Genomic DNA, 18,848 nt, shown 5'->3' on the forward strand with positions numbered 1-18,848 from the left:
CTCGAAACGAGCGGATTGGGATGCGCTGGGCATAGTGGTTACTCCGATGCTGGTTTGGATAAACCGTCGCTATACTTCCTACAGCATTGGGCGACGGGCTTGAGTGGGGTAGGAAATACCGCGCATCGGTGCGGCCAGCCCGAAAGCTGCCCAAGCAAGCCCGTCATAACGAAACACACAGCTTAGCCGTGCCGAACGTCGGGCATAAAAAAGCCACTGGCTAAAGTGGCGATTGTCGCCGATGCAATGAAACGGGTTCCTACGCCCGGCCAGTCTGCGGACTGGCGGCGTTATTGTGCGGGTGCTGGGTTCGGCGTGTCAACGCTTTTTCGCTTGGGGTGCAAGCGGCGGGTGATTGGTTGCCGGGACCGCCAATAATCGGCATAGCTTAAAAAGCCGGCGAGTTGCCAAGGTGGCATAGGTAGGCCTCTATCGAAAGGGGGGTTAAACGAACGTAGAAGACGGGGTAAGGATACCGGCCATTTCCGCTAAACCTAGCCCGAACCCCATATTTGCCACCGCGCCCGCTCTGAGCGCCATGCTCGGTGGCGGGCGGTCATAACCGGCCTTTGCACTCGACAGCGCTGATACTCAAACCTAAACAACCCAGTCGAACGCCGATCCCCGCGCCGAACTGAATCACGCCAAGGGGTAGGCGCGGCTGGGGGCTGATCCGGTCGGGGCGTGACGGTCAACATCCATCCAAGTTATCCACAGGCCGACCAATAAAAACCTATCCACTGTGGAATACCCCCGGTATGAAAACTCGCGCCCTAGAAAATAACGAGTTGCTAGGGGTCTAGCGGATCGAAACCCCAGAGATTGACCGCCCCCCAGGGGGTGTTGATAACGTTTAGGCTATGAATCTAACGAATTGATATTGTGAATAACTTCAAGGCTAAATGGGGCTTTTTGGATTTGTAAAAATGACTCCAGCAAATGTTTAGCTGGGCGACGGGTCTAGCGTAACCGCCCGTAGAGATTTACCACCCCCCTATGCCGGGTGTGTATAGCGTGGCTGTTAAGCACATAAAACCCTAATGCTGTGGATAACCGTCGGCCGCGCTTCAGCCGAGCGGCAAGCCGCGCAATCGTTAACTGGTTCGTTTCGAACGCTAAACATGCGTTGCGGCAACCGTAACAAAATAGTTCTCTACCTCTCTTATGTCTGAAAACCGGGGAATTTGGGTAGATAGGCCTCTAGGCCAGATCTGGCGCGGTCTACAGGCTCCCCGGACACCTCGGATTTTCGGGTAACTCCCCGGATATTTCTCGGGGAACGGTTATTTAGTTACTCGCGGCCGATGAATCGCCTTAACGTGGATTAGATTTGCTCCCCCGATTTTTTTGGGAGAATCCCCAGCTTTTTTAATCGCTCGGGGAGCATGGAAGCCTTGATAAATAAGGGCTGTAAGCCTATCTCCCCGAAATCCACAACTACAAATATGATCCCCCTATAAATTTAAGCAAACGACCGCTAACCCAAACAGACCAGCGCCATACCACAGCCACCGTTTGGCGGTCGGTCATCGGGCGCGGGTTCCAGCGTTAGCGGGCATTGGATTGAGATTGTTCGGCCGTAAACGACTCAACCAGTAATTCGGCATTGACGACTAATACCCGGACCGATTGCGCATTGTTTACCACTCGCTTGATCGCGGTCCGAGGTTTGCCGGTCTTGCCGTCCGGCTCGGTCTTCAGCAATAACCCCCGGTCGCACAGCCGGCGCCATAACGACGGGGCAGACAATAAAAACGCATCGCCTTGGCGGCGGGCGAAGTCTTGCGCCACTTTAAACGCCGCGTCCGGCTGTAGCCAAACCTCGGCTGGTTGGTGGCCTGTGCCGTCGGTGTGCCAGCCAATACAATCCCCCATTGGGTTATACTGGCGGTCGCCGGTGATGTCCGAACCTGCATCCCGCCAACCGTAAGCGTAGGGCTTGGTGGCGGGCGGGCCTTGGTTGATCCGGTTGGCAATGTGACCGTTACCCGAGGCGAGTGCCGCCCGCAACAGCTCAAAGAAGCGGCGGCATTCGTCTTGTTCTTGCTGATAGCTGCCTTGTTCGGCAAAGGCCGCACGTAGGCCGGTCTCCGCTTGGTCTAGCCATGAGCCGCCCTGCTCGCAGCTCATGGCGCCGGCCTGTTCCAGAAAGTCTAAAAACATTTCGAACCCGGCCACGAGATTTGCGTAAATCTCCGGCGCTCTGGGGTGCGAGGCGGCGAAACCGTCACGAATCGCACCGTCGCGCAATGCCTGTACCGCCGCCGGGAATGCCGTTTTAAACTCGTCCATACGGCTAGCCAACCACTGCACATAGGCGCTCATCAAGCCGGAAAATAAGCTTAAGCGGGCGGCCTCTTGCAGCTTAGACAGTACCGCGTTATCCACGTCGGCCCGTCCCAATTCCAGTACCAGCAAGCGCCCTAACAACGACTGACCTTTCGGCAAGTCTTCGCCCGTAATCAGCATCAACGCCCGACAATGCGGCGCCGCCTTGGCGCTCATGTTGGCATCGCGCCGGCCCCGGCCGGATTGGTTGCCGACGCCCCGTATCAAGCGCTCGGCCATGGCGTGTAATTTCCCGGCCTCGGCCAGCGAAACCGACGGCTTGTAATCGTCAATCGTGAAAATCGCGTCCTTGCTTTGGTGGCCCTTCATTTCAGCATCGTTAGCCGAATCCGCCCAGTTGGCGGGAAAGGTTCGCCCGCTGCCGAAGTCGCCAAAAAAGGCTTGCGCAATGGCCGCCACCGCCGACTTACGTGAACCGGTCAAGCCGTGCAGCCACAAGGCAAAATCGGTCGGCTGGCATTCGCCTAGCGGCGCCCGAGCCACGGCCGCCAGCAAGGCGGCGCCCACGTGCGGCCGGGCCGGTGTGACCGCCAGCAAACCCAAGGCAGCCTCCGCCGCTGGCTTAAGTTCTGCTCCCGCTAACGGCGGCGGCAAGGCATAGCGGCTCATATGACCGGCGCCAAGGTCTACTTGGACCGTATCGGCCAAGCCGGCGGCGGTGATTGCTCCGGAACCGGTCAGATAGTGCCAACGGTCGTCGATCCGCTTCCAGCCGGTATAGCGATACACGCGGCGGCGCGGCGGATCGCCATTCAAAGACGAATACAACTGAACCGCCGCCCGCAAATTGTCCTTTTTTGCCGGCCCCGGATACAGAAAGGCCAGAGTTCCCCAGTATTCGCCGATCCAATTAGATTGAGCACTGAAAAAGCTTTTGCTTGGCACATCCACCGCCGGCAGCGCCAGGCCGTCCGCCCGCCGGCCTTCAATCCGCAAGAAATTGGCTTCGTTTATCCCGTCGTCGGCGCTCACTTCCTCTAAAATTTTGCAGGTGAAGTCGGTTAGGACGATTTCGACTTCGGAAAAGCCGCCGTCCTTGCTGGTCGTCGGCTTCAATTGCACAAAACAGCCGTTTTTCACCGCGTAACAGCCGAACCGTTCCGGCGTACCGTTGCCTGTGCCACCGCCGCCGGATTTGGCCCCCGAATGACTGCGGCTAACCTTCCCACCGTCCGGGCGCTTGGATGCGGCGGTAATTTCGACCACCTTGCTTTCCTTATCCTCGCTCACGTTCCAGCCTCCTTTGCTCGACAAACCAATCGCTGTAATCTTTACCAAAGGGCGGTGCGTACACCTTGCCGCCGACTAAGGCCGCTGCCTCGTCGGCCTTGCGGCCGCCTACGTCGTCGTTATCGCGGCACACGATAACAGCGGCTTGCGGATGCAATTCGCGCACGATCAAGGCCACCGCCGGCAAATTACCGGCGGAAAACGCGATATACACCCGGCAACCGGTATCGGCATGCAAGCTCACCGCGTCGGCGAAGCCTTCAACCAGAAAAACCGTGTCGCTCGGTGCGCCGATCCGGCAAAAGCACTCACCTAACTCGCCGCCCGCGATAAAGGTTTTATCCCGGCCGATTTGCGGCGGCGCGAGGTCGAAGATGTATTGAATATTCCGGATGCACTCGGCCCGATCCAGCACCGGCACCAACAACACGCCGTCGACCACCAGCCGCCGAACCACGCCATCGACGCAACGAACGCGCCTATCGAAGCGGCCGCGCTTGGCACAGTGGGCGCTTGGCAATTGCTTTCTAACCATGTAACCGGTCGGCTCGAACGGCCAAGCCCGCGCCTTGCGGTATTCTCGGCGGGCTATGGCGGCCACTTGGTCGCGTTTGGCGGCAAGTTCGGCTTCGCGCTGGCGGCGGGCGGCGTCTAGTTCGGTACGTTCGGCCAGGGTTAATGCCAACACCGGACCGCCCGCCTTCCAAGTGGTCTTTACGCCGTTTTTGAAGTCTTCGAAATATCCGGCCGGCTTGGCGCCGTCCAAATGCAGTTTATAGGCCCCGTTCAGACTGCCTTTTTTATGGCCCGCAATGTAGAAACGGTGCAACACGCCATCGGCTTGAATCAAGGGTGGCGGCTCGATACCGGCGTCAAGCATGGCGGCTTTGAATTGGTCTACTATCTCGAAGGCGTTAGTCATGGTGGTGGCCCTCAATGTCTAACATCCGTCCGCATGCAGGGCAGTTCGGCGGCACTTTCGACTCAATCTCCAAATCGTCAATCAAACGCACCAGAGCGGCCGCGATTTCGGGATACTGAAGGCGCGTGGCACCGCGAAACCGCGCGGCGGTATTGGCGATTTCCAACTTCAAGCGACGCTCAGCCGGGGTTTCCAGCCCCGCTACAACAAGCGTTTGCTTCATCCGATTGATTTCGCACTTAGCGACTGAGCTTGTTTTCATTTCACACCGCCTTGTATCTTGGCAACGTGATCCGCTGCAGCGGAAGCAATTTCGTCGACCGTTTTAATTCGGCGTTGTAAGAGCCAGGTATCCAGTTCAGCGCGGTCGAAATACAACATTTTGCCGCGCGGCTTACTGTGCGGAATTTGCTGAGTGCTGGTTAGTTTATAAATCGTCGAAACCGTCAACCCAGTATAAGCGGCAGCCTCTTCGATAGTCAGAACGGTTTTATTGGAGAGAACCGCCGCTGTCAGGGTATCAAGACGCGCGGCGATGTCTTGAAGCGTGGTTGTTTGCATTTTTTCGACTTCCTTAGACTTGTTAAAAGGAAGGCGAAATATAATTATCAATAGTTGATTAGTATTCCCGCTAAATTTTCAAAATTCGCGGAAGTCAAGGATCATTAACTGAACGCCTTGGATACCAACTCTCGACTATTTTCTTAGCGTAGTAGTAATAATCAGCTGCCAGTGTTTTACCGATATCAAATTCCTGCCCTACTTGTTCGAATAAGGCCGAATCGATTGGTGTCTTTGGATTGCTTTGCAAGATTGAATTTATGGAATTCAATACCGCCATGGACAACTCTCTCTTTTTTCTTACAGCTTTTAGATTAGTCCCTTTAGGATATGGTCGTTCGAAAGCGTCATCCCAAGACTTCAATCTAGCGTTAGATACGGCATAAAATCCTCGCAAATACCCCATTGCAACCCAATCAGGCATAACCAAACCATGCACCGCACATTCACTAATTGCCACCATCAAAAGATGCTTGTCCCCTTGTTCAAAACCCTTTTGATAATCTTCCAAATTCTTCAATGCAAACCACTGAAACAGTGGCCCTGAGGGGTCTAGTGCTCTTTTTGGGTTTGCGGCGACATATTTATTTTGCTCACTCATCGCTTCATCAAAAGTCCAAGTCGAACTAACCGTCATAATCCTATATCCGGTATCCGGTGCATAGCTTCTTTCCGCACGCTGTCAATGATGTCTGCATAAAGCTGAGTGGTCTTAACTTCGCTATGCCCTAGCAGCTTGGAAACTGTGTAAATATCGACGCCACGAGATAGCAGGGAAACAGCGAAGGTATGCCGACCAGCGTGAAACGTTACGTGTTTGCTGATCCCCGCCGCCATGCACCAGCGCAACAGCTCCAGATTCATCCATGCCGAATACTTCAACCCTTGGAACACGCGGCCTTGTTTTTCCGGCTGGCCCATTAACGCAAAAGCCTGTTGTGTAATATCCAGATATTGCAGGGTTTTGGTTTTTTGCTGGTTAAAAGTCAAGCGATGCACACCATCGAGTTGGCTCACTTCCGCCCAATCCAATTTGTTGATGTCGCTCCAGCGTAGGCCGGTCAGGCAGGAAAACAGAAAGGCCCGCTTCAACACGTCGTAACGGCATTCGGTTTTAACCAGTGCTCTCACCTCTTCGATGGTCAGATAGGTACGCTCGGTCGATTCCGATTTAATGCCTTTGACTTGCGCCAATGGGTTGCGGTTGATAATTCCCTTGGCATAGGCGGCATTGACCACTGCCCGCACTTTGTTGAAGTAGGCCGACGCGGTGGCTTTGCTGATCTGGTTGGCGCTTTTGGTTTTGGCTTGGTTCTCGAAGTAATGGCGTACACCATCCAGCCACTCGGGTGTGACCTGCTCAAACGTCAAACTTTCGTCCGGATAGTGCCGCTTCAATTGAACTCGGCAACCTTGCCAAACCGAGTAGTTACCCCGGCCGGTCACAGTGTTTTTTGTTTCCATTATCTGATCGAAAAACCGGAAGAAGCTGGCGCTTAGTTTGCTGGAATCGGTAAAGCCATGCTGTCCGCTAGCTGCCTCAACCAATCGCTTAGCCTTGATGGCCTCGACCAATTGCAGCGTTTCCTTGTTGTGCTGTTTTTCAGGCTTAGATTTGGGGTTGGTGTAAAGGAATTGATCGAGCTGTTCGCGCTTGCGGTTATGTTTAACCTTGCCGGCGCTATCAGTGAAGCTACCGTACCAGTAGACCAGGCGGAGTGACTGCTTATCGCCGTCCTTATTGGCCCGCTTCTCAATCGTGATCTTCATTTTTACCCCTGTTTACCCCCTAAAACACTTCAGGGGTAATATAGGGGTAAAAATTAGCAAAGTAAAGGGAGAAAAACGGAAAACAAAATAGCTTTTTACCTACTTAAGCTATTGTTATATTTTACTTTGTTTATCGGATGCTTTCAGTTGATTACCGACTTACTTTCCGATACAAAAACTGGAGAAGATTTCGCCCAACAGATCGTCGACGCCGAACTCGCCGGTAATCGACGCCAAACCGGTTTGAGCTTGCCGCAACTCTTCGGCAACCAATTCCGGCGCCGCAGCTTGCATCTGCGCCTCGGCGTTCGCCAGCGCCTGTTCCGCGCCAAGCAAAGCTGCCACATGCCTGCGACGGGCAACGAAGGCATTTTCGCTTGCGTCGCTAAACCCGGCGCAACGTTTCAGATGGGCGCGCAACAACTCCAAGCCCTGCCCGGTTTTTGCCGATAGCCGAATCTCTACCCCGTACTCGGATTCGAGCATTCCGGGCGCTTGCCCGATTAAGTCGATTTTATTGAATACCTTGACCAGGGTTGCGCCGGCCGGCAAGCCTAAATCCCCGGGCACAGCCGAATCGTCACTCGCATCGATCAACTGCAATACCACGTCGGCCTGCCGGATTTCGCGTTGCGCACGGCGCACGCCTTCTTGCTCGATTGTACAGTCGCTGTCGCGCAACCCAGCAGTGTCGATGATGTGCAACGGCATGCCGTCGACCTGTATCCGTTCGCGCAACACGTCGCGGGTGGTACCTGCCATCTCGGCCACGATGGCCGCATCGTAACCGGCCAGCGCGTTCAATAAACTGGATTTGCCGGCATTGGGCCGCCCGGCCAACACTACGCTAATGCCGTCGTGTAACAAGCGTCCTTGCTGCGCACTCAGTTGAATGATCCGAACCCGGTCGCGCAAGCGCTTGATTCGCTCGGCAACCAGCCCATCGCTCAGAAAATCGATTTCTTCGTCGACGAAATCGATCGCCGCTTCGATGAACACTCGCAGTTCGATCAATTCGTCGACCAATTCGCTAACCTGTTGGGAAAATACGCCCTGCAAGGATTGCTGGGCCGAGCGAACGGCTTGTTCGGTACTGCTGGTGATCAAATCGGCTATCGCTTCGGCTTGCACCAAATCGATTTTGTTGTTCAAAAACGCCCGTCTGCTGAATTCGCCCGGTTCCGCCATGCGTGCGCCACACTCCAATACCCGCCGCAATAGCATGTCGAGCACGATCCGGCCGCCGTGAGCTTGCAGCTCCAACACGTCTTCGCCGGTAAACGAGGCAGGCCCCGGAAAATACAACATCAATCCGGAATCGATCAGGCCCGCAGCGGAGTCGCGAAAATGCCGGAATACGGCGTATCGGGGTTTAGGCAGTTTACCTGCCAGTCGACGAGCAATTTCGGCCGCTCGCGGGCCGGAAATGCGGATGACGCCAACGCCACCGTTACCCGGCGGCGTGGCGATGGCGGCTATGGTGTCGCCGTCCTGCAGCATGTTTAGTGGTGATGATGAGCGTCTTCTTCTAAAACATGCTTGGTGATATACCACTGCTGAATAATGGACAGGGTGTTATTGCAAATCCAGTAAAGCACCAAACCCGATGGAAAGAACAGGAAAAACACCGTAAATACGATGGGGAACATTTTCATGACTTGGGCTTGCAGCGGATCGACCGGTGCCGGGTTCAAACCTTGCTGAATTTTCATCGTGATACCGTAGATAATCGGCAACAGATAAAACGGATCTTGCACCGACAGGTCCTGAATCCACAAGGCAAATTCGGCCTGACGCAGCTCAACGGTTTCGATCAACACCCAGTACAAAGAAATGAACACCGGAATCTGCACCAGTATGGGCAAACAGCCGCCCAAAGGATTGACCTTTTCGCGCTTGTACATGGCCATCATTTCGGTGTTGAAACGTTGCCTGTCATCGGCATAACGTTCTTGTAACTCCTTCAATTTAGGCTGAATTTTGCGCATCTTGGCCATGGACTGGAAACTGGCCTTAGACAGCTTGAAAAACAACGCTTTGATGAAGAAGGTGACCCCTAGAATCGCCACGCCCCAGTTATCCACGTAGCCGTGAATCTTGTTCAACAGCCAGTAGATAGGCTTGGCGATGACCGTGAGCCAGCTGTAATCGACGGTCAATTCCAGACCCGGCGCCAAAGCTTCCATCACAGGTTGTATTTTCGGGCCGGCAAAAAGTTGCGCGCTAAATTCGCCCTCGCCGTTGGCGGGAACGGTCAAATCCGGGGAATAAGAGCCGATTACGAAGCGAGCGTCATTCAAGGATTTGGTATAAAAATGGTTTTCTTGATCCGCCGCCGGAATCCAGGCGCTGGCGAAATAATGTTGAATAAAACCGCTCCAGCCGCCCGGCGCAGTCAGCTCCAGGTTTTTATTGGCCATGTCCTCGAAATTGATTTTTTGGAACTTTTCTTTATCCGTATAAAGCGCGCCGCCGGAAAAAGTTCTGATAAAGTTGTTGCTTTTATCGCTGTGCTCCAGCCGCAGCAATTGGTTATATTGTCGCCCGGTCCAAGCGGTGCCGGATTGATTGCTGACTTTTTGCGTCAATTCGACCGCATAGCTGCCGCGCTTGAAGGTAAATAGTTTGGTGATGCGCAAACCGTTAGCATCGCTCCAAGTCAAGGGTACCGCCAGCTCTTGTTCGCCGTCTTTAAGCTGATAAACGGCTTGTTGCGCTTCGAACACTGCGTGATGGTCCGGAGCCGTAGCGGAATTTCCGCTGGACACCAAACCGCTTTGGGCTAGAAAAATCTTGTCTTGATCAGCGCTCAATAACCGGATGGGGGACAAGTCTTTTTCCGGTGCCTGCATGCCTATCAGCTGATAAGCTTTTTGCACGTAGCCATTGACTTTCTCTTGCGGATAGTTGAGTAAATCCAAGTTAAGCAGGGTGCCGCCTTCGGTATCGATTTCCACCGTGACGACGTCGGTGACTACTTTTACGATTTTCCGGCTAGCTTGCACGGCGGCGCCATTAGCCGGTGCCGCGGCCTGAGCGGCGGCTCCACCGTCCATGGCTAAACTTGCTTCGGGCGAATCGGCAACCAAAGGCTTATCGGAGACGATAGCTTGAGGTTTCGGCCCATAATCGATCTGCCACGACTCCCACAGCATATAAGAGATCATCAGCAGAGCCATGATCAGCAAAAATCTAATGTTATCCATCGTTATTTACTCGGTTTTTCCGGAACAGGATCGATACCGCCCTCGTGAAAAGGGTGGCATTTCAGTAATCGTCTTAGCGTTAGATATGAGCCTTTCGCAGCGCCGAAGCGTTGAATAGCTTCCAAGCCATAACTTGAGCAACTGGGGTAAAAACGGCACCGCGGCCCCAGCAAGGGGCTAATGCAGTATTTGTAAACCTTGATCAGGGTTATGAGCAGGAATCGCATCGATCTACCAATTTAAGCCAATGCCGTTCCAATGACTTCCTCAAAATGTGCGGGTCCGCGTTGGCCGCTTCCCCGCGTGCCAAAACAACAATATCGATATTGATGATTTGTTGCCGTTGTAGTCTAAAGCTTTCCCGGACAGTTCTTTTGATACGGTTCCTTGCGACTGCTTTTTTGATGGCTTTTTTGGCAATCGCCAAACCCAAGCGCGGATGCTCCAGAAGGTTGTTGACGGCCAATACGGTAAAGTACCTGTCGCTGGACTTTACCGGATTTGTAAAGACATTTTTGTAATCGGCTGGCGTCCTGAGCCGATAAGCATCGGGAAAACAGAATTCTTCGGCCGCCAATTAGACGGTCAAAGAAGCGCGGCCTTTTGCTCTACGCGCATTAAGTACTTTACGGCCGCCTACGGTTGCCATTCTGGCACGGAAACCGTGAGTTCTGACGCGTTTGAGTTTGCTGGGTTGATAAGTTCTTTTCATGAGTTTTTGCCTAATTGCTAGCAGGTAAAAAGATGGCGGATGATACGTGAACAGCGGACAGACTGTCAATTTCAACGTGCGCGAGCATCCTGATTGACTTCGATTTACCCCGGCTCCAACCCCGGACCTTTCTGTGTTGAAGGCTTTAACCGAAAACCATGAATCCGCGGCAATCGTAAACCGCCAAATACACGAACCAAGCCGGCAAGCATCTTCGAATTACTGCCTATCCGCGATTTACAAAGCCTCGCGGCTATCAAACCGTCATCACTGTTCCGGTTGCTTGTCTTGGTGATCGATCGTTAGAATCCCAACATATTCTAAGATTTCGGTCCATAATTTTGAGCGACTAGCCCTAGCCGGAATTGCTACCGGTGCGCTAGCCGAATTCTTTCAATTTACCTTTTTCTCTGTTAGGGACGAGGTCCCGAAGGATCTGATGCGGAATGGATAAATGAAACCAAAAATCACGCCTAATAATAACGAAAAGCAATTGGCGCCCGACGATTTTATCGTCTCCAAAACCGACACCACCGGGCTTATCACTTACGCAAATCGCATTTTCATGCAAATTTCCGGTTACTCCGAGCGCGAGTTATTGGGAGTTCAACATAACCTGATTCGCCACCCGGACATGCCCAGAGGCGTGTTCCGCTATATGTGGGACGCCTTAAAAGCCGGCGATGAATTCTTCGGATTCGTCAAAAATTTATGTGCCGACGGCAGCTTTTATTGGGTATTCGCCAACATCACCCCGGATATGGATAAAAACGGGCAACTGCAGGGCTATTACTCGGTACGGCGCAACCCGCCGCGCTCGGCTTTGGACGTGATCGAACCCTTGTATCGCGAAATGCTCGCCATAGAAAAAAGTAGCGACCGCAAAGACGCCCCCTACAAATCCATGGAGTATCTAAAACAACGCGTGATAGAAACCGGCTCCCACGATTATCATCACTTGGTCTTGAACCTGTATAAACCCAACGGAGGCACTCGATGAAAAACGTCAGCGCCAATATTCCATTCTTAAAAACCCGCGCTAACTATTCCATTGCCGGCATTTTACTCAGCACCGTGCTCATTTACGGCCATCAATTGTTTAGCGCGGGCTTTTCCTGGCTTTATAGCCTACTGGTCCTGCCGTTACCTTTGATCGCATTCGACGCTTGGCGCAACAGCAAGCAACAACTGGAGGTATTGGCGCGCATCGAACAGGTCCTGGTGGCGACCAATAAGGGCGAACTCTATCATCGCATCACCGAAACCCGCGGCATGGGTGAGATCGGCAAAGTGGCATGGGAATTGAACGATACCCTGGACATCATGGAGTCCTATTTCAAGGAGGTAAACACCTGCTTCAAAGAAGCCGCCAAAGGCAACCGCTACCGTTACTCGCTGGCCGACGGCTTTCCCGGCTTGTTGAAACAGTCGGCCATCCACATCAACCGCGCGCTGGAACACATGCACGAGAACGACAGATTGATGATCAAACGCCGATTGGCTTCCGGCTTGCATGCCTTGAACACCAATAATTTGTCCGACAATCTGAAAGCTTGTCAAAACGATTTGGCCAACATCACCGAACAGCTGCAAAAAGTGGAGAAAATTGCCTCTCAAACCGGACGCAACGCCGACGCCAGCTTAGGCACGGTGGATTTGATCAGCGCGTCTTTGCACGACATCAACAGCAATGTGCATTCGGTTTCCGGCGTGATCACGGCCTTGATCAACGACAGCAAACAAATCACCGAATCCCTGTCCATGATTACCGGTATCGCCGACCAAACCAATTTGCTGGCGCTTAACGCCTCTATCGAAGCGGCCCGCGCCGGCGAACACGGCCGCGGCTTCGCCGTTGTAGCCGACGAAGTAAAAAACTTGTCGGAGCATACCAAGACTGCGGCCATGGAGGTATCCCGCACTATCAATGCCTTCAACAAGCGCGTCGCGCAAATGCATACGGAAGCGGAAAGCTCCGCGGCGTTGTCTCAGCAAATCATGGAACAGGTCAGTTCGTTTCGAAAACAATTTTCGGATTTATCCCATTCAGCCAAAGAATCGACCCGCTACATCAGTTATGCCGGCGATAAGTCCTTCGGCCTGCTGACCAAATTAGATCACATCATTTACAAACAAAACGGCTACATTGCGATTGCCACCGAGACGGAATGCCCCGAGTACAAGGCGATTATGGTCGACAATCACAACTGCCGCTTAGGCAAATGGTATTACCAAGGCATAGGTTACGAGAAATTCCGCGCCACCCGCGCTTACAGCAATCTGGATTACCCGCATCAGCAGGTGCATTTGACCACGCAATTCGCCTATCAGACCTCCCGCGGCAATTGGGAGGACGATCCGAAAAAGCTGGATGAAATCATCAAACAAATGCAACTTTCCGAGCAAGCCAGCGCGCAAGTCATGAAATTCATCGACGAGATGATAGAGGAAAAGAAACGCTTCAATCCCGAACAATTAAACGCTTAAAGACGTCGGCGGCTTTGGCTTCCACAAGCCGCCGGCTGTCAAGCAACGCCAAACCCAAGGCAGCCAGTTCAACAAACTCACGACCAACCAAAACGACCACAGCAACATGACCAGCCGGTAGCAAACCATAGGCACGGACAACACGAACGCGCCGGCCGGTGCGGAATCCACTCGGTCCTGATACCAATTCAACTCGCCGGTCGCCGAATGGTTTCCGGCGATAAACATAGTGGCTTCGCCGAGCAGCGCTTGCCGCAGACTTGCCGCCAGCAACAACAGACCCGCGAGCGACAGCACGAGCAAACCGATTTGCAGCACATGGTATTGCCAGCGCACTTGCGGGATGCAGCGCTCCCGCAAACCGACGGCAAGCAGCCAGACCACCGGAAGCAGGGCCGCTTTGGTCGGTAGCTGGCTCAGTCCCAGCAGTAAAATCAACCAATGCCCGGCTTTTAACGGCGTAGCGGAAGCCTTACCCAACCCCCATGCCAATAGTGCGGCCAAGGCTACAATACCCCAAAACGCGTTGGCCGGCCCTAATCCGGGCCCCGCGGCAAACAACAGCCAGCGCCCGTCGGCCGGCACGATACGAATATGATGGTTCACACTCGGCATACCGAGATCGACTGCCGGCGAGCGCAGCAACAGACTTTGCGCTTCAACCGTCCGCCATTCCAAACCGATTTGCTGTTGCCCTGGCCGCAGCGGAAAGCGAATGTGATCGCCGCTTAAGCGTATGGCTTGCACAACGCCGTCGATACTGACCTGTTGCAGTTGGGCTCCGGGCGGAAGTTTTATGCTGTGCAGACCGCCTTTGGAACTGCGCAAGTGCACATCCAGCACGGCTGACTGATCGCGGTCGCTTTGAGTAAGCGTCAGGTCGCTACGCTCTATGGTTAAGGTAACACCCGGTGCCGGCTTGGGCCTACTGATCTGTAAAATCACTTTTTCGCCCGGCCAAGGCCGCCATTCCGGCAAATAGTCGGCGCCCTGCTCACGGCTTAGTACCGGAATTCCCGCGCTTTGCACATGCCAGAGCGGGGCGATGTCCGCTCGCCATACTTCGCTCCAATCGGCGGCATCGGCCGCGGTTAGTTCGATAGTGTCACGCTTATCCAGGCTGGACTGCCATTCCATGCCGGATTGCCCGGCCGGCATAGTGACCACCGCCTTCCCGTCCTGCACCCGCACGTTAGCGCTGAGCACCGACTCCCCGGCCAGCAGCGGTACTTCAATCAACACCGGCCGCAGTTCCTCCCCCTGGTGCAAAACGCGCGTAGTCACCCGCCAATCCAAATCCAAATGCAGCTCCCGCTCCACGCGTAAAAACGGTCGCATCGTCTCCATATCGCGTTTAGTGCCCGGATCGCGCGGGGCATTCCGATTGAATTCCAATTGCGGACCGACCCGACCGTTGTCTTGAAATCCGCTTACCGTCCAGCCATCGCCTATACTCCGCCCCTTTTGCGGCACTAACGGCAAAACCAACACGAATCTATCTTGTAGCGGATAGGCGCCGTGCATGACCACGCGATTGACCCCCGCCGGCACCTTTAGCCAAAGCTGCTGTTGCTGCCGGATCAAACCGCTTGCCGGCATTCCGTTCAAGAGCACGTCGTTCGGATACCATTGCTGCCTGTCGCCCGGAATCGGTACCGCTAGCTCGGTTTGAGCATGGACTTCCAGCTCCAAGCGCAATTGCTCGGAATCCAGCCCAACAACCAAGTCGGAAATTTGCGCGCATTCGGGCAAACAGTCCGGCGCCTCCAGCAAACGGGTTTTCAATTCCTGCAACAAGTTGGCATCCGGAATCTGCGCATACAAATCGGCATTCGCCAAGAAAAGTACCAGCGCCAGACCAACGCAAGCCGGATTAGGCAGAAATTTGCGCCAATCGCGAGGCCAACCGAATAATTTGACGGCCAACATCAGCGTCAAACCGGTCTGCACAATGCGTAACAACTGCAGGGCCAACGGCGGCAAATACCACAAGCCGAGCTGGTGTGCGCCGTCCACGCTGCCGTTCCAGCTTAAATGCACCGTGTGCCAATGCCATTGCGGAATACCGGGACCGGTTTGCAGATTGGCATCGGGATCTACCCGCTCGAATGTGTCCGCATCTCCACTAATGGCCGGGCCCGCCGGCATCGCCCGCTTGAGATGAGCTTTTTGGGCAAACAAGCTTACGGGTGGCCCTGCTTCCATGGCGTCCGCCATAGGCGCGGGGATAGAGGCTTGCTCGGCCATGGCCACCGGGACAGGCGGCCGGGCCGGACTATCCCCTTGCGGATACAAACTCAGGCGCAGCTGTCCTAGCGCAAACGGCAGCAGCAACAGTAACAGCGCTAGATAGCATACGTTGCGGTATCCCTTAAGCCACAAGACCCAACGCTGCTGAGGAAATTTGCGCAGCAAATGGAGTGCGACGAATAAATGCAACCAAATCCAGCGCGGCGCATCGGGCTCCTGCCAAATCAATAACAGCGCGATGGCCAACACGGCCCCCCAACGCCACGTCCACAGCTTGGCTGCGGCAAACACGATCAAGACTATCAGGAATAAGTCCGATAAACGCCAATCGAACAACCAACAGGCCGGCCGATTATCGACACCGCTGACCGCCAGCAAACGCCAGCCCGGAGGAATATTCAATTCCGCCTCGGCTTGCTGAAAGACGTGCCGCCACCCGGTCGCATCGATGCGCCCTATGCCCTGTTCCAAGCGGCTATCGGCCAGCATTTCCAGAGAACCTCGCCTGATTTCCACACCGCGCTCGCCGTCGGCAAGCGTGGTAATCAATTGATTTTTGCCGTCCAGCAATACTTGCCCCAGTTGCATGGCCGGCATCGCGTTCAGCCGCCATTCCCTATTCATGGTGCCGCTAATCCGGTCGCGTACCGTGTAACCCGTTCCGGCGAAATCCAACCAGATATTGCGCGTGAGCGACAGCTGATTGGGTGCCGAATCGGGATCCCCGCGGCTGACCGGTTGAAAGTGCATGCTCTGACCGGCTTGCACCCTGTAAGTCGGCAAGGCCTGCCATTCCGCCGGAACGTTAGTTTGACTGGGGTCGACTTGGGTAACCCCGGCTATCTCCACAACCCGCAACTTCGGTTCGGCCTGAAACGACCAAAGTTCCACCGACGGCCAAACCGACGCCTCGGCAGGCGGCAAGGTTAAGGCGCTCGGTTGGTTCGGATAACGCGCGTTGAGGTCCAGCTGCCATCGACCGGCACGTATTTGCACCCGCAGATGTCCGTTGGGTTCTATCCGTGCCGGCAAAGGACTATGTATGCTGACCGGAACGAAACCGGGCAACAAGGCATAGGCAAGATCGACGTCTCTTACCTTGCCGGAGACGTTCAATTCCAAACGGGTCGAAACCTGTAAGGGATTGTCGTCGCTTATCCGCCTGAAAACCTGTAAGTCCAAGCTATCCGCAGTCGCGGCCTCGGCAACCGCCCCGGCGGCCAACCAAAGGGTTTCGGCTTCGATATGCGGGTAAGACAAAGGCCGGCCGTCGACCGCAACCCCGATCAAGGCCGTAGCTTCCGGCAAGGACAAACGCTCCGGCAGTGCGTTCCAGACAAATTCGCCGCTCACCGAGACCCGCGCCGCCGCCGACCAAACGACCGGCCTACCGTCGCGTTGCAACACAACCGCTGGCGTTCTTTCCAGCGATACCCGTTGCGGCCAATGTTCGCTATCCCCCGGAAGAGTGATCCAGCCGGCACGGTGCAACTGCCATTCGCCGTGAAAATGTCCGCCGGTCCGCGTTAAATCGAGCTGCAACCGGCTGGGCCAGACACACAGTTTTTGCTGAAAATCCTGATAGCCGAACGGACATGCCAAATCGACTTGATCGGACAAAACCCAGGGAATCCAAGGCTTTAAAATATCCGGCACTCGCTGCTGGTCGAACGCCGACGCATACGGCACAACGGCGAAAACCGAAACGAGCAACAGCAAGAAGCGACGAACGACAAGCATGGCAAACCCTCGTGTGATCAATCGGCTGACTGGACTGGTAAACATTATGCAAAAACTACCGCGGCAGCCAACGCTTCAACGCCGTTGACCGCCCGACGGCGAATCGATACTCCGGCGAAAAGCGAGCTCCGGCGGGTTAGGCAATGTTCCTCTCGTCGTTATTGAATCGGCTCGGTTCGCGCTACGCGATAATCACTTGAATATCCCGCGAATTAACGAGTTTCAGGGCCAAGTGCAAGCAAATTGTAGGTAAGGCTTTGCATTCATCGAACGAGAGACTTTATTCAAAAAATAATACTTCAAATCGTTCCGAATCATTCGGTTTGAAAAGCTTTTTTATCGTTGGCATCAAAGCGGAGACTGAGACCTAGACTTGCCCAAAAGCGGCAAATATGCCAACATCCCGCGGTTTCAGCGCTATCAACCCACTAACTAGGAGAAGCCAGATGGCAGGTCGCAACCACTTATTTGTCCCCGGTCCTACCAATACCCCGCACGAAGTTTTGAGCGCGATGCACGTGCCCATGGAAGACCATCGCTCGCCGATTTTTCCCAACCTGCTGAAACCGATTCTGGCCGACCTGAAACACGTATTCCGCACCGAAGCCGGCCAATGCTTCGTTTACCCGGCCACCGGCACCGCCGGCTGGGAAGTGGCGCTGACCAACTGCTTGAACCAAGGCGATAAGGTGCTGATTTATCGCTTCGGCCAATTCGGCCATTTGTGGGCCAACGCCGCTAGAAATTTGGGTTTCGACGTGGAAATGCACGAAATCGAATGGGGCAAAGGCATCCCGCTGGACCACTTGGAAGCCCGCCTGAAAGAAGATAGCGGCCACAGCATCAAAGCGGTGTTGGCCACTCACAACGAAACCTCCACCGGCGTGACCAGCAATATTCCCGGCGTCCGTAAAGCCATGGACGCCGCCGGCCATCCGGCCTTGCTGTTCGTGGACGGCGTCAGCTCCATCGCCAGTATCGACTTTCGGATGGACGAATGGGGCGTGGACGGCGCGATCAGCGGCTCGCAAAAAGGCTTTATGCTGCCGGCCGGCTTGGCGATTTTGTGCTTCAGCCCAAAAGCCCTGGCCGCCGTCGAAACCAGCAACTTCCCGCGTTCCTTCTTTTCGCTGAAAGACATGGCCGCGTCCAACAAAGACGGTTACACCCCGTACACCCCGTCCACGCCGATGCTGCACGGCTTGAAAAAGTCTCTGGAATTACTGCTGGCCGAAGGCATGGACAACATTTACGCCCGCCACCACCGCTTAGGCGAAGGCACCCGCCGCGCTGTGGCCGCGTGGGGCTTGAGCATTTGCGCCCAACCCGGTTTCGAATCCGACACCGTGACCGCGGTGGTAGTACCGGCCGATAAAGACGCCCGCGAGGTCATCGCTACGGCTTACCGAAAATACAACATTTCGCTGGGCGCCGGCCTGAGCGAAGTCGCCGGCAAGGTGTTCCGCATCGGCCACATCGGCGACATGAACGACGTATCCATGCTGGGCGCGATAGCCGGGGTGGAAATGGCGCTGTTGGACCACGGCTTCGACATCAAAGCCGGCAGCGGCGTCGGTGCAGCGCTGGACTACTATCGTTCCGAGTTGAAATAATCCTTTGC

General features: G+C 54.7%; 15 protein-coding genes. 3 read left to right on the plus strand and 12 right to left on the minus strand.

The window, feature by feature from the left end; all coding sequences use genetic code 11:
* Positions 1-1,548 precede the first annotated feature (1,548 nt).
* The 11 genes from F1E05_RS11775 to rpmH all read right to left on the minus strand — a co-directional run bounded on the left by F1E05_RS11775 (position 1,549) and on the right by rpmH (position 10,750).
* Positions 1,549-3,579, minus strand: coding sequence for a cell wall-binding protein (locus F1E05_RS11775; RefSeq protein WP_150048674.1), 2,031 nt, complete (start codon positions 3,577-3,579; stop codon positions 1,549-1,551).
* Positions 3,566-4,501 carry a toprim domain-containing protein gene (locus tag F1E05_RS11780; protein WP_150048676.1) on the minus strand — a complete coding sequence of 312 codons (936 nt, stop codon included), beginning with the start codon at positions 4,499-4,501 and terminating at the stop codon, positions 3,566-3,568. Before F1E05_RS11780 ends, F1E05_RS11775 begins: the two co-directional genes overlap by 14 nt.
* Entirely contained in the window at positions 4,494-4,763 is a 270-nt protein-coding gene (locus tag F1E05_RS11785) for a hypothetical protein (RefSeq protein ID WP_150048678.1), read from the minus strand. Before F1E05_RS11785 ends, F1E05_RS11780 begins: the two co-directional genes overlap by 8 nt.
* Positions 4,760-5,062, minus strand: a complete 303-nt coding sequence (locus F1E05_RS11790) for a helix-turn-helix domain-containing protein (protein WP_150048680.1) — start codon at positions 5,060-5,062, stop codon at positions 4,760-4,762. Before F1E05_RS11790 ends, F1E05_RS11785 begins: the two co-directional genes overlap by 4 nt.
* Positions 5,063-5,156: 94 nt before the next feature.
* A complete protein-coding gene (locus tag F1E05_RS11795; protein ID WP_150048682.1) occupies positions 5,157-5,699 on the minus strand; it encodes a hypothetical protein in 543 nt (180 codons plus the stop codon).
* Complete coding sequence (locus tag F1E05_RS11800; RefSeq protein WP_150048684.1) at positions 5,696-6,832, minus strand: site-specific integrase; 1,137 nt, start codon at positions 6,830-6,832, stop codon at positions 5,696-5,698. Before F1E05_RS11800 ends, F1E05_RS11795 begins: the two co-directional genes overlap by 4 nt.
* Positions 6,833-6,991: 159 nt before the next feature.
* The gene (mnmE, locus tag F1E05_RS11805) at positions 6,992-8,332 is read right to left on the minus strand and encodes a tRNA uridine-5-carboxymethylaminomethyl(34) synthesis GTPase MnmE (RefSeq protein WP_150048686.1); all 1,341 of its coding nucleotides are present in this window, start codon (positions 8,330-8,332) and stop codon (positions 6,992-6,994) included.
* Positions 8,333-8,334: 2 nt separating this feature from the next.
* Positions 8,335-10,038, minus strand: a complete 1,704-nt coding sequence (gene yidC, locus F1E05_RS11810; RefSeq protein ID WP_150048688.1) for a membrane protein insertase YidC — start codon at positions 10,036-10,038, stop codon at positions 8,335-8,337.
* A gap of 2 nt (positions 10,039-10,040) precedes the next feature.
* Entirely contained in the window at positions 10,041-10,265 is a 225-nt protein-coding gene (yidD, locus tag F1E05_RS11815; RefSeq protein ID WP_150048690.1) for a membrane protein insertion efficiency factor YidD, read from the minus strand.
* Positions 10,247-10,615: a ribonuclease P protein component gene (gene rnpA / locus F1E05_RS11820; protein WP_150048692.1), complete on the minus strand. Its 369-nt coding sequence runs from the start codon at positions 10,613-10,615 to the stop codon at positions 10,247-10,249. Before rnpA ends, yidD begins: the two co-directional genes overlap by 19 nt.
* Positions 10,616-10,750 carry a 50S ribosomal protein L34 gene (rpmH, locus tag F1E05_RS11825; RefSeq protein ID WP_150048694.1) on the minus strand — a complete coding sequence of 45 codons (135 nt, stop codon included), beginning with the start codon at positions 10,748-10,750 and terminating at the stop codon, positions 10,616-10,618.
* A 454-nt stretch (positions 10,751-11,204) separates the two neighbouring features.
* On the opposite strand from rpmH, the gene F1E05_RS11830 reads away from it, so the two are divergent.
* Positions 11,205-11,750, plus strand: coding sequence for a PAS domain-containing protein (locus F1E05_RS11830; protein ID WP_150048696.1), 546 nt, complete (start codon positions 11,205-11,207; stop codon positions 11,748-11,750).
* Positions 11,747-13,237, plus strand: coding sequence for a methyl-accepting chemotaxis protein (locus F1E05_RS11835; protein ID WP_150048698.1), 1,491 nt, complete (start codon positions 11,747-11,749; stop codon positions 13,235-13,237). Before F1E05_RS11830 ends, F1E05_RS11835 begins: the two co-directional genes overlap by 4 nt.
* Here the strand turns inward: F1E05_RS11835 and F1E05_RS11840 are convergent.
* Positions 13,226-17,227, minus strand: coding sequence for a hypothetical protein (locus F1E05_RS11840; RefSeq protein WP_150048700.1), 4,002 nt, complete (start codon positions 17,225-17,227; stop codon positions 13,226-13,228). The genes F1E05_RS11835 and F1E05_RS11840 overlap by 12 nt on opposite strands.
* A 446-nt stretch (positions 17,228-17,673) precedes the next feature.
* Between F1E05_RS11840 and F1E05_RS11845 the strand changes: the two genes are divergently transcribed.
* Entirely contained in the window at positions 17,674-18,840 is a 1,167-nt protein-coding gene (locus F1E05_RS11845) for an aminotransferase class V-fold PLP-dependent enzyme (RefSeq protein WP_150048702.1), read from the plus strand.
* Positions 18,841-18,848 lie beyond the last annotated feature (8 nt).

This window comes from Methylomonas rhizoryzae, assembly GCF_008632455.1.
In the GTDB taxonomy this organism is placed as follows: domain Bacteria; phylum Pseudomonadota; class Gammaproteobacteria; order Methylococcales; family Methylomonadaceae; genus Methylomonas; species Methylomonas rhizoryzae.

Excerpts from the sequence above, each read along its gene's own strand:
- F1E05_RS11835 (WP_150048698.1), top strand. The coding sequence starts at position 11,747 with ATGAAAAACGTCAGCGCCAATATTCCATTCTTAAAAACCCGCGCTAAC.
- rpmH (WP_150048694.1), bottom strand. The coding sequence starts at position 10,750 with ATGAAAAGAACTTATCAACCCAGCAAACTCAAACGCGTCAGAACTCAC.
- mnmE (WP_150048686.1), bottom strand. The coding sequence starts at position 8,332 with ATGCTGCAGGACGGCGACACCATAGCCGCCATCGCCACGCCGCCGGGT.
- F1E05_RS11840 (WP_150048700.1), bottom strand. The coding sequence starts at position 17,227 with ATGCTTGTCGTTCGTCGCTTCTTGCTGTTGCTCGTTTCGGTTTTCGCC.
- yidD (WP_150048690.1), bottom strand. The coding sequence starts at position 10,265 with ATGCGATTCCTGCTCATAACCCTGATCAAGGTTTACAAATACTGCATT.
- F1E05_RS11780 (WP_150048676.1), bottom strand. The coding sequence starts at position 4,501 with ATGACTAACGCCTTCGAGATAGTAGACCAATTCAAAGCCGCCATGCTT.
- F1E05_RS11845 (WP_150048702.1), top strand. The coding sequence starts at position 17,674 with ATGGCAGGTCGCAACCACTTATTTGTCCCCGGTCCTACCAATACCCCG.
- yidC (WP_150048688.1), bottom strand. The coding sequence starts at position 10,038 with ATGGATAACATTAGATTTTTGCTGATCATGGCTCTGCTGATGATCTCT.
- F1E05_RS11785 (WP_150048678.1), bottom strand. The coding sequence starts at position 4,763 with ATGAAAACAAGCTCAGTCGCTAAGTGCGAAATCAATCGGATGAAGCAA.
- F1E05_RS11800 (WP_150048684.1), bottom strand. The coding sequence starts at position 6,832 with ATGAAGATCACGATTGAGAAGCGGGCCAATAAGGACGGCGATAAGCAG.
- F1E05_RS11830 (WP_150048696.1), top strand. The coding sequence starts at position 11,205 with ATGAAACCAAAAATCACGCCTAATAATAACGAAAAGCAATTGGCGCCC.
- F1E05_RS11790 (WP_150048680.1), bottom strand. The coding sequence starts at position 5,062 with ATGCAAACAACCACGCTTCAAGACATCGCCGCGCGTCTTGATACCCTG.
- F1E05_RS11795 (WP_150048682.1), bottom strand. The coding sequence starts at position 5,699 with ATGACGGTTAGTTCGACTTGGACTTTTGATGAAGCGATGAGTGAGCAA.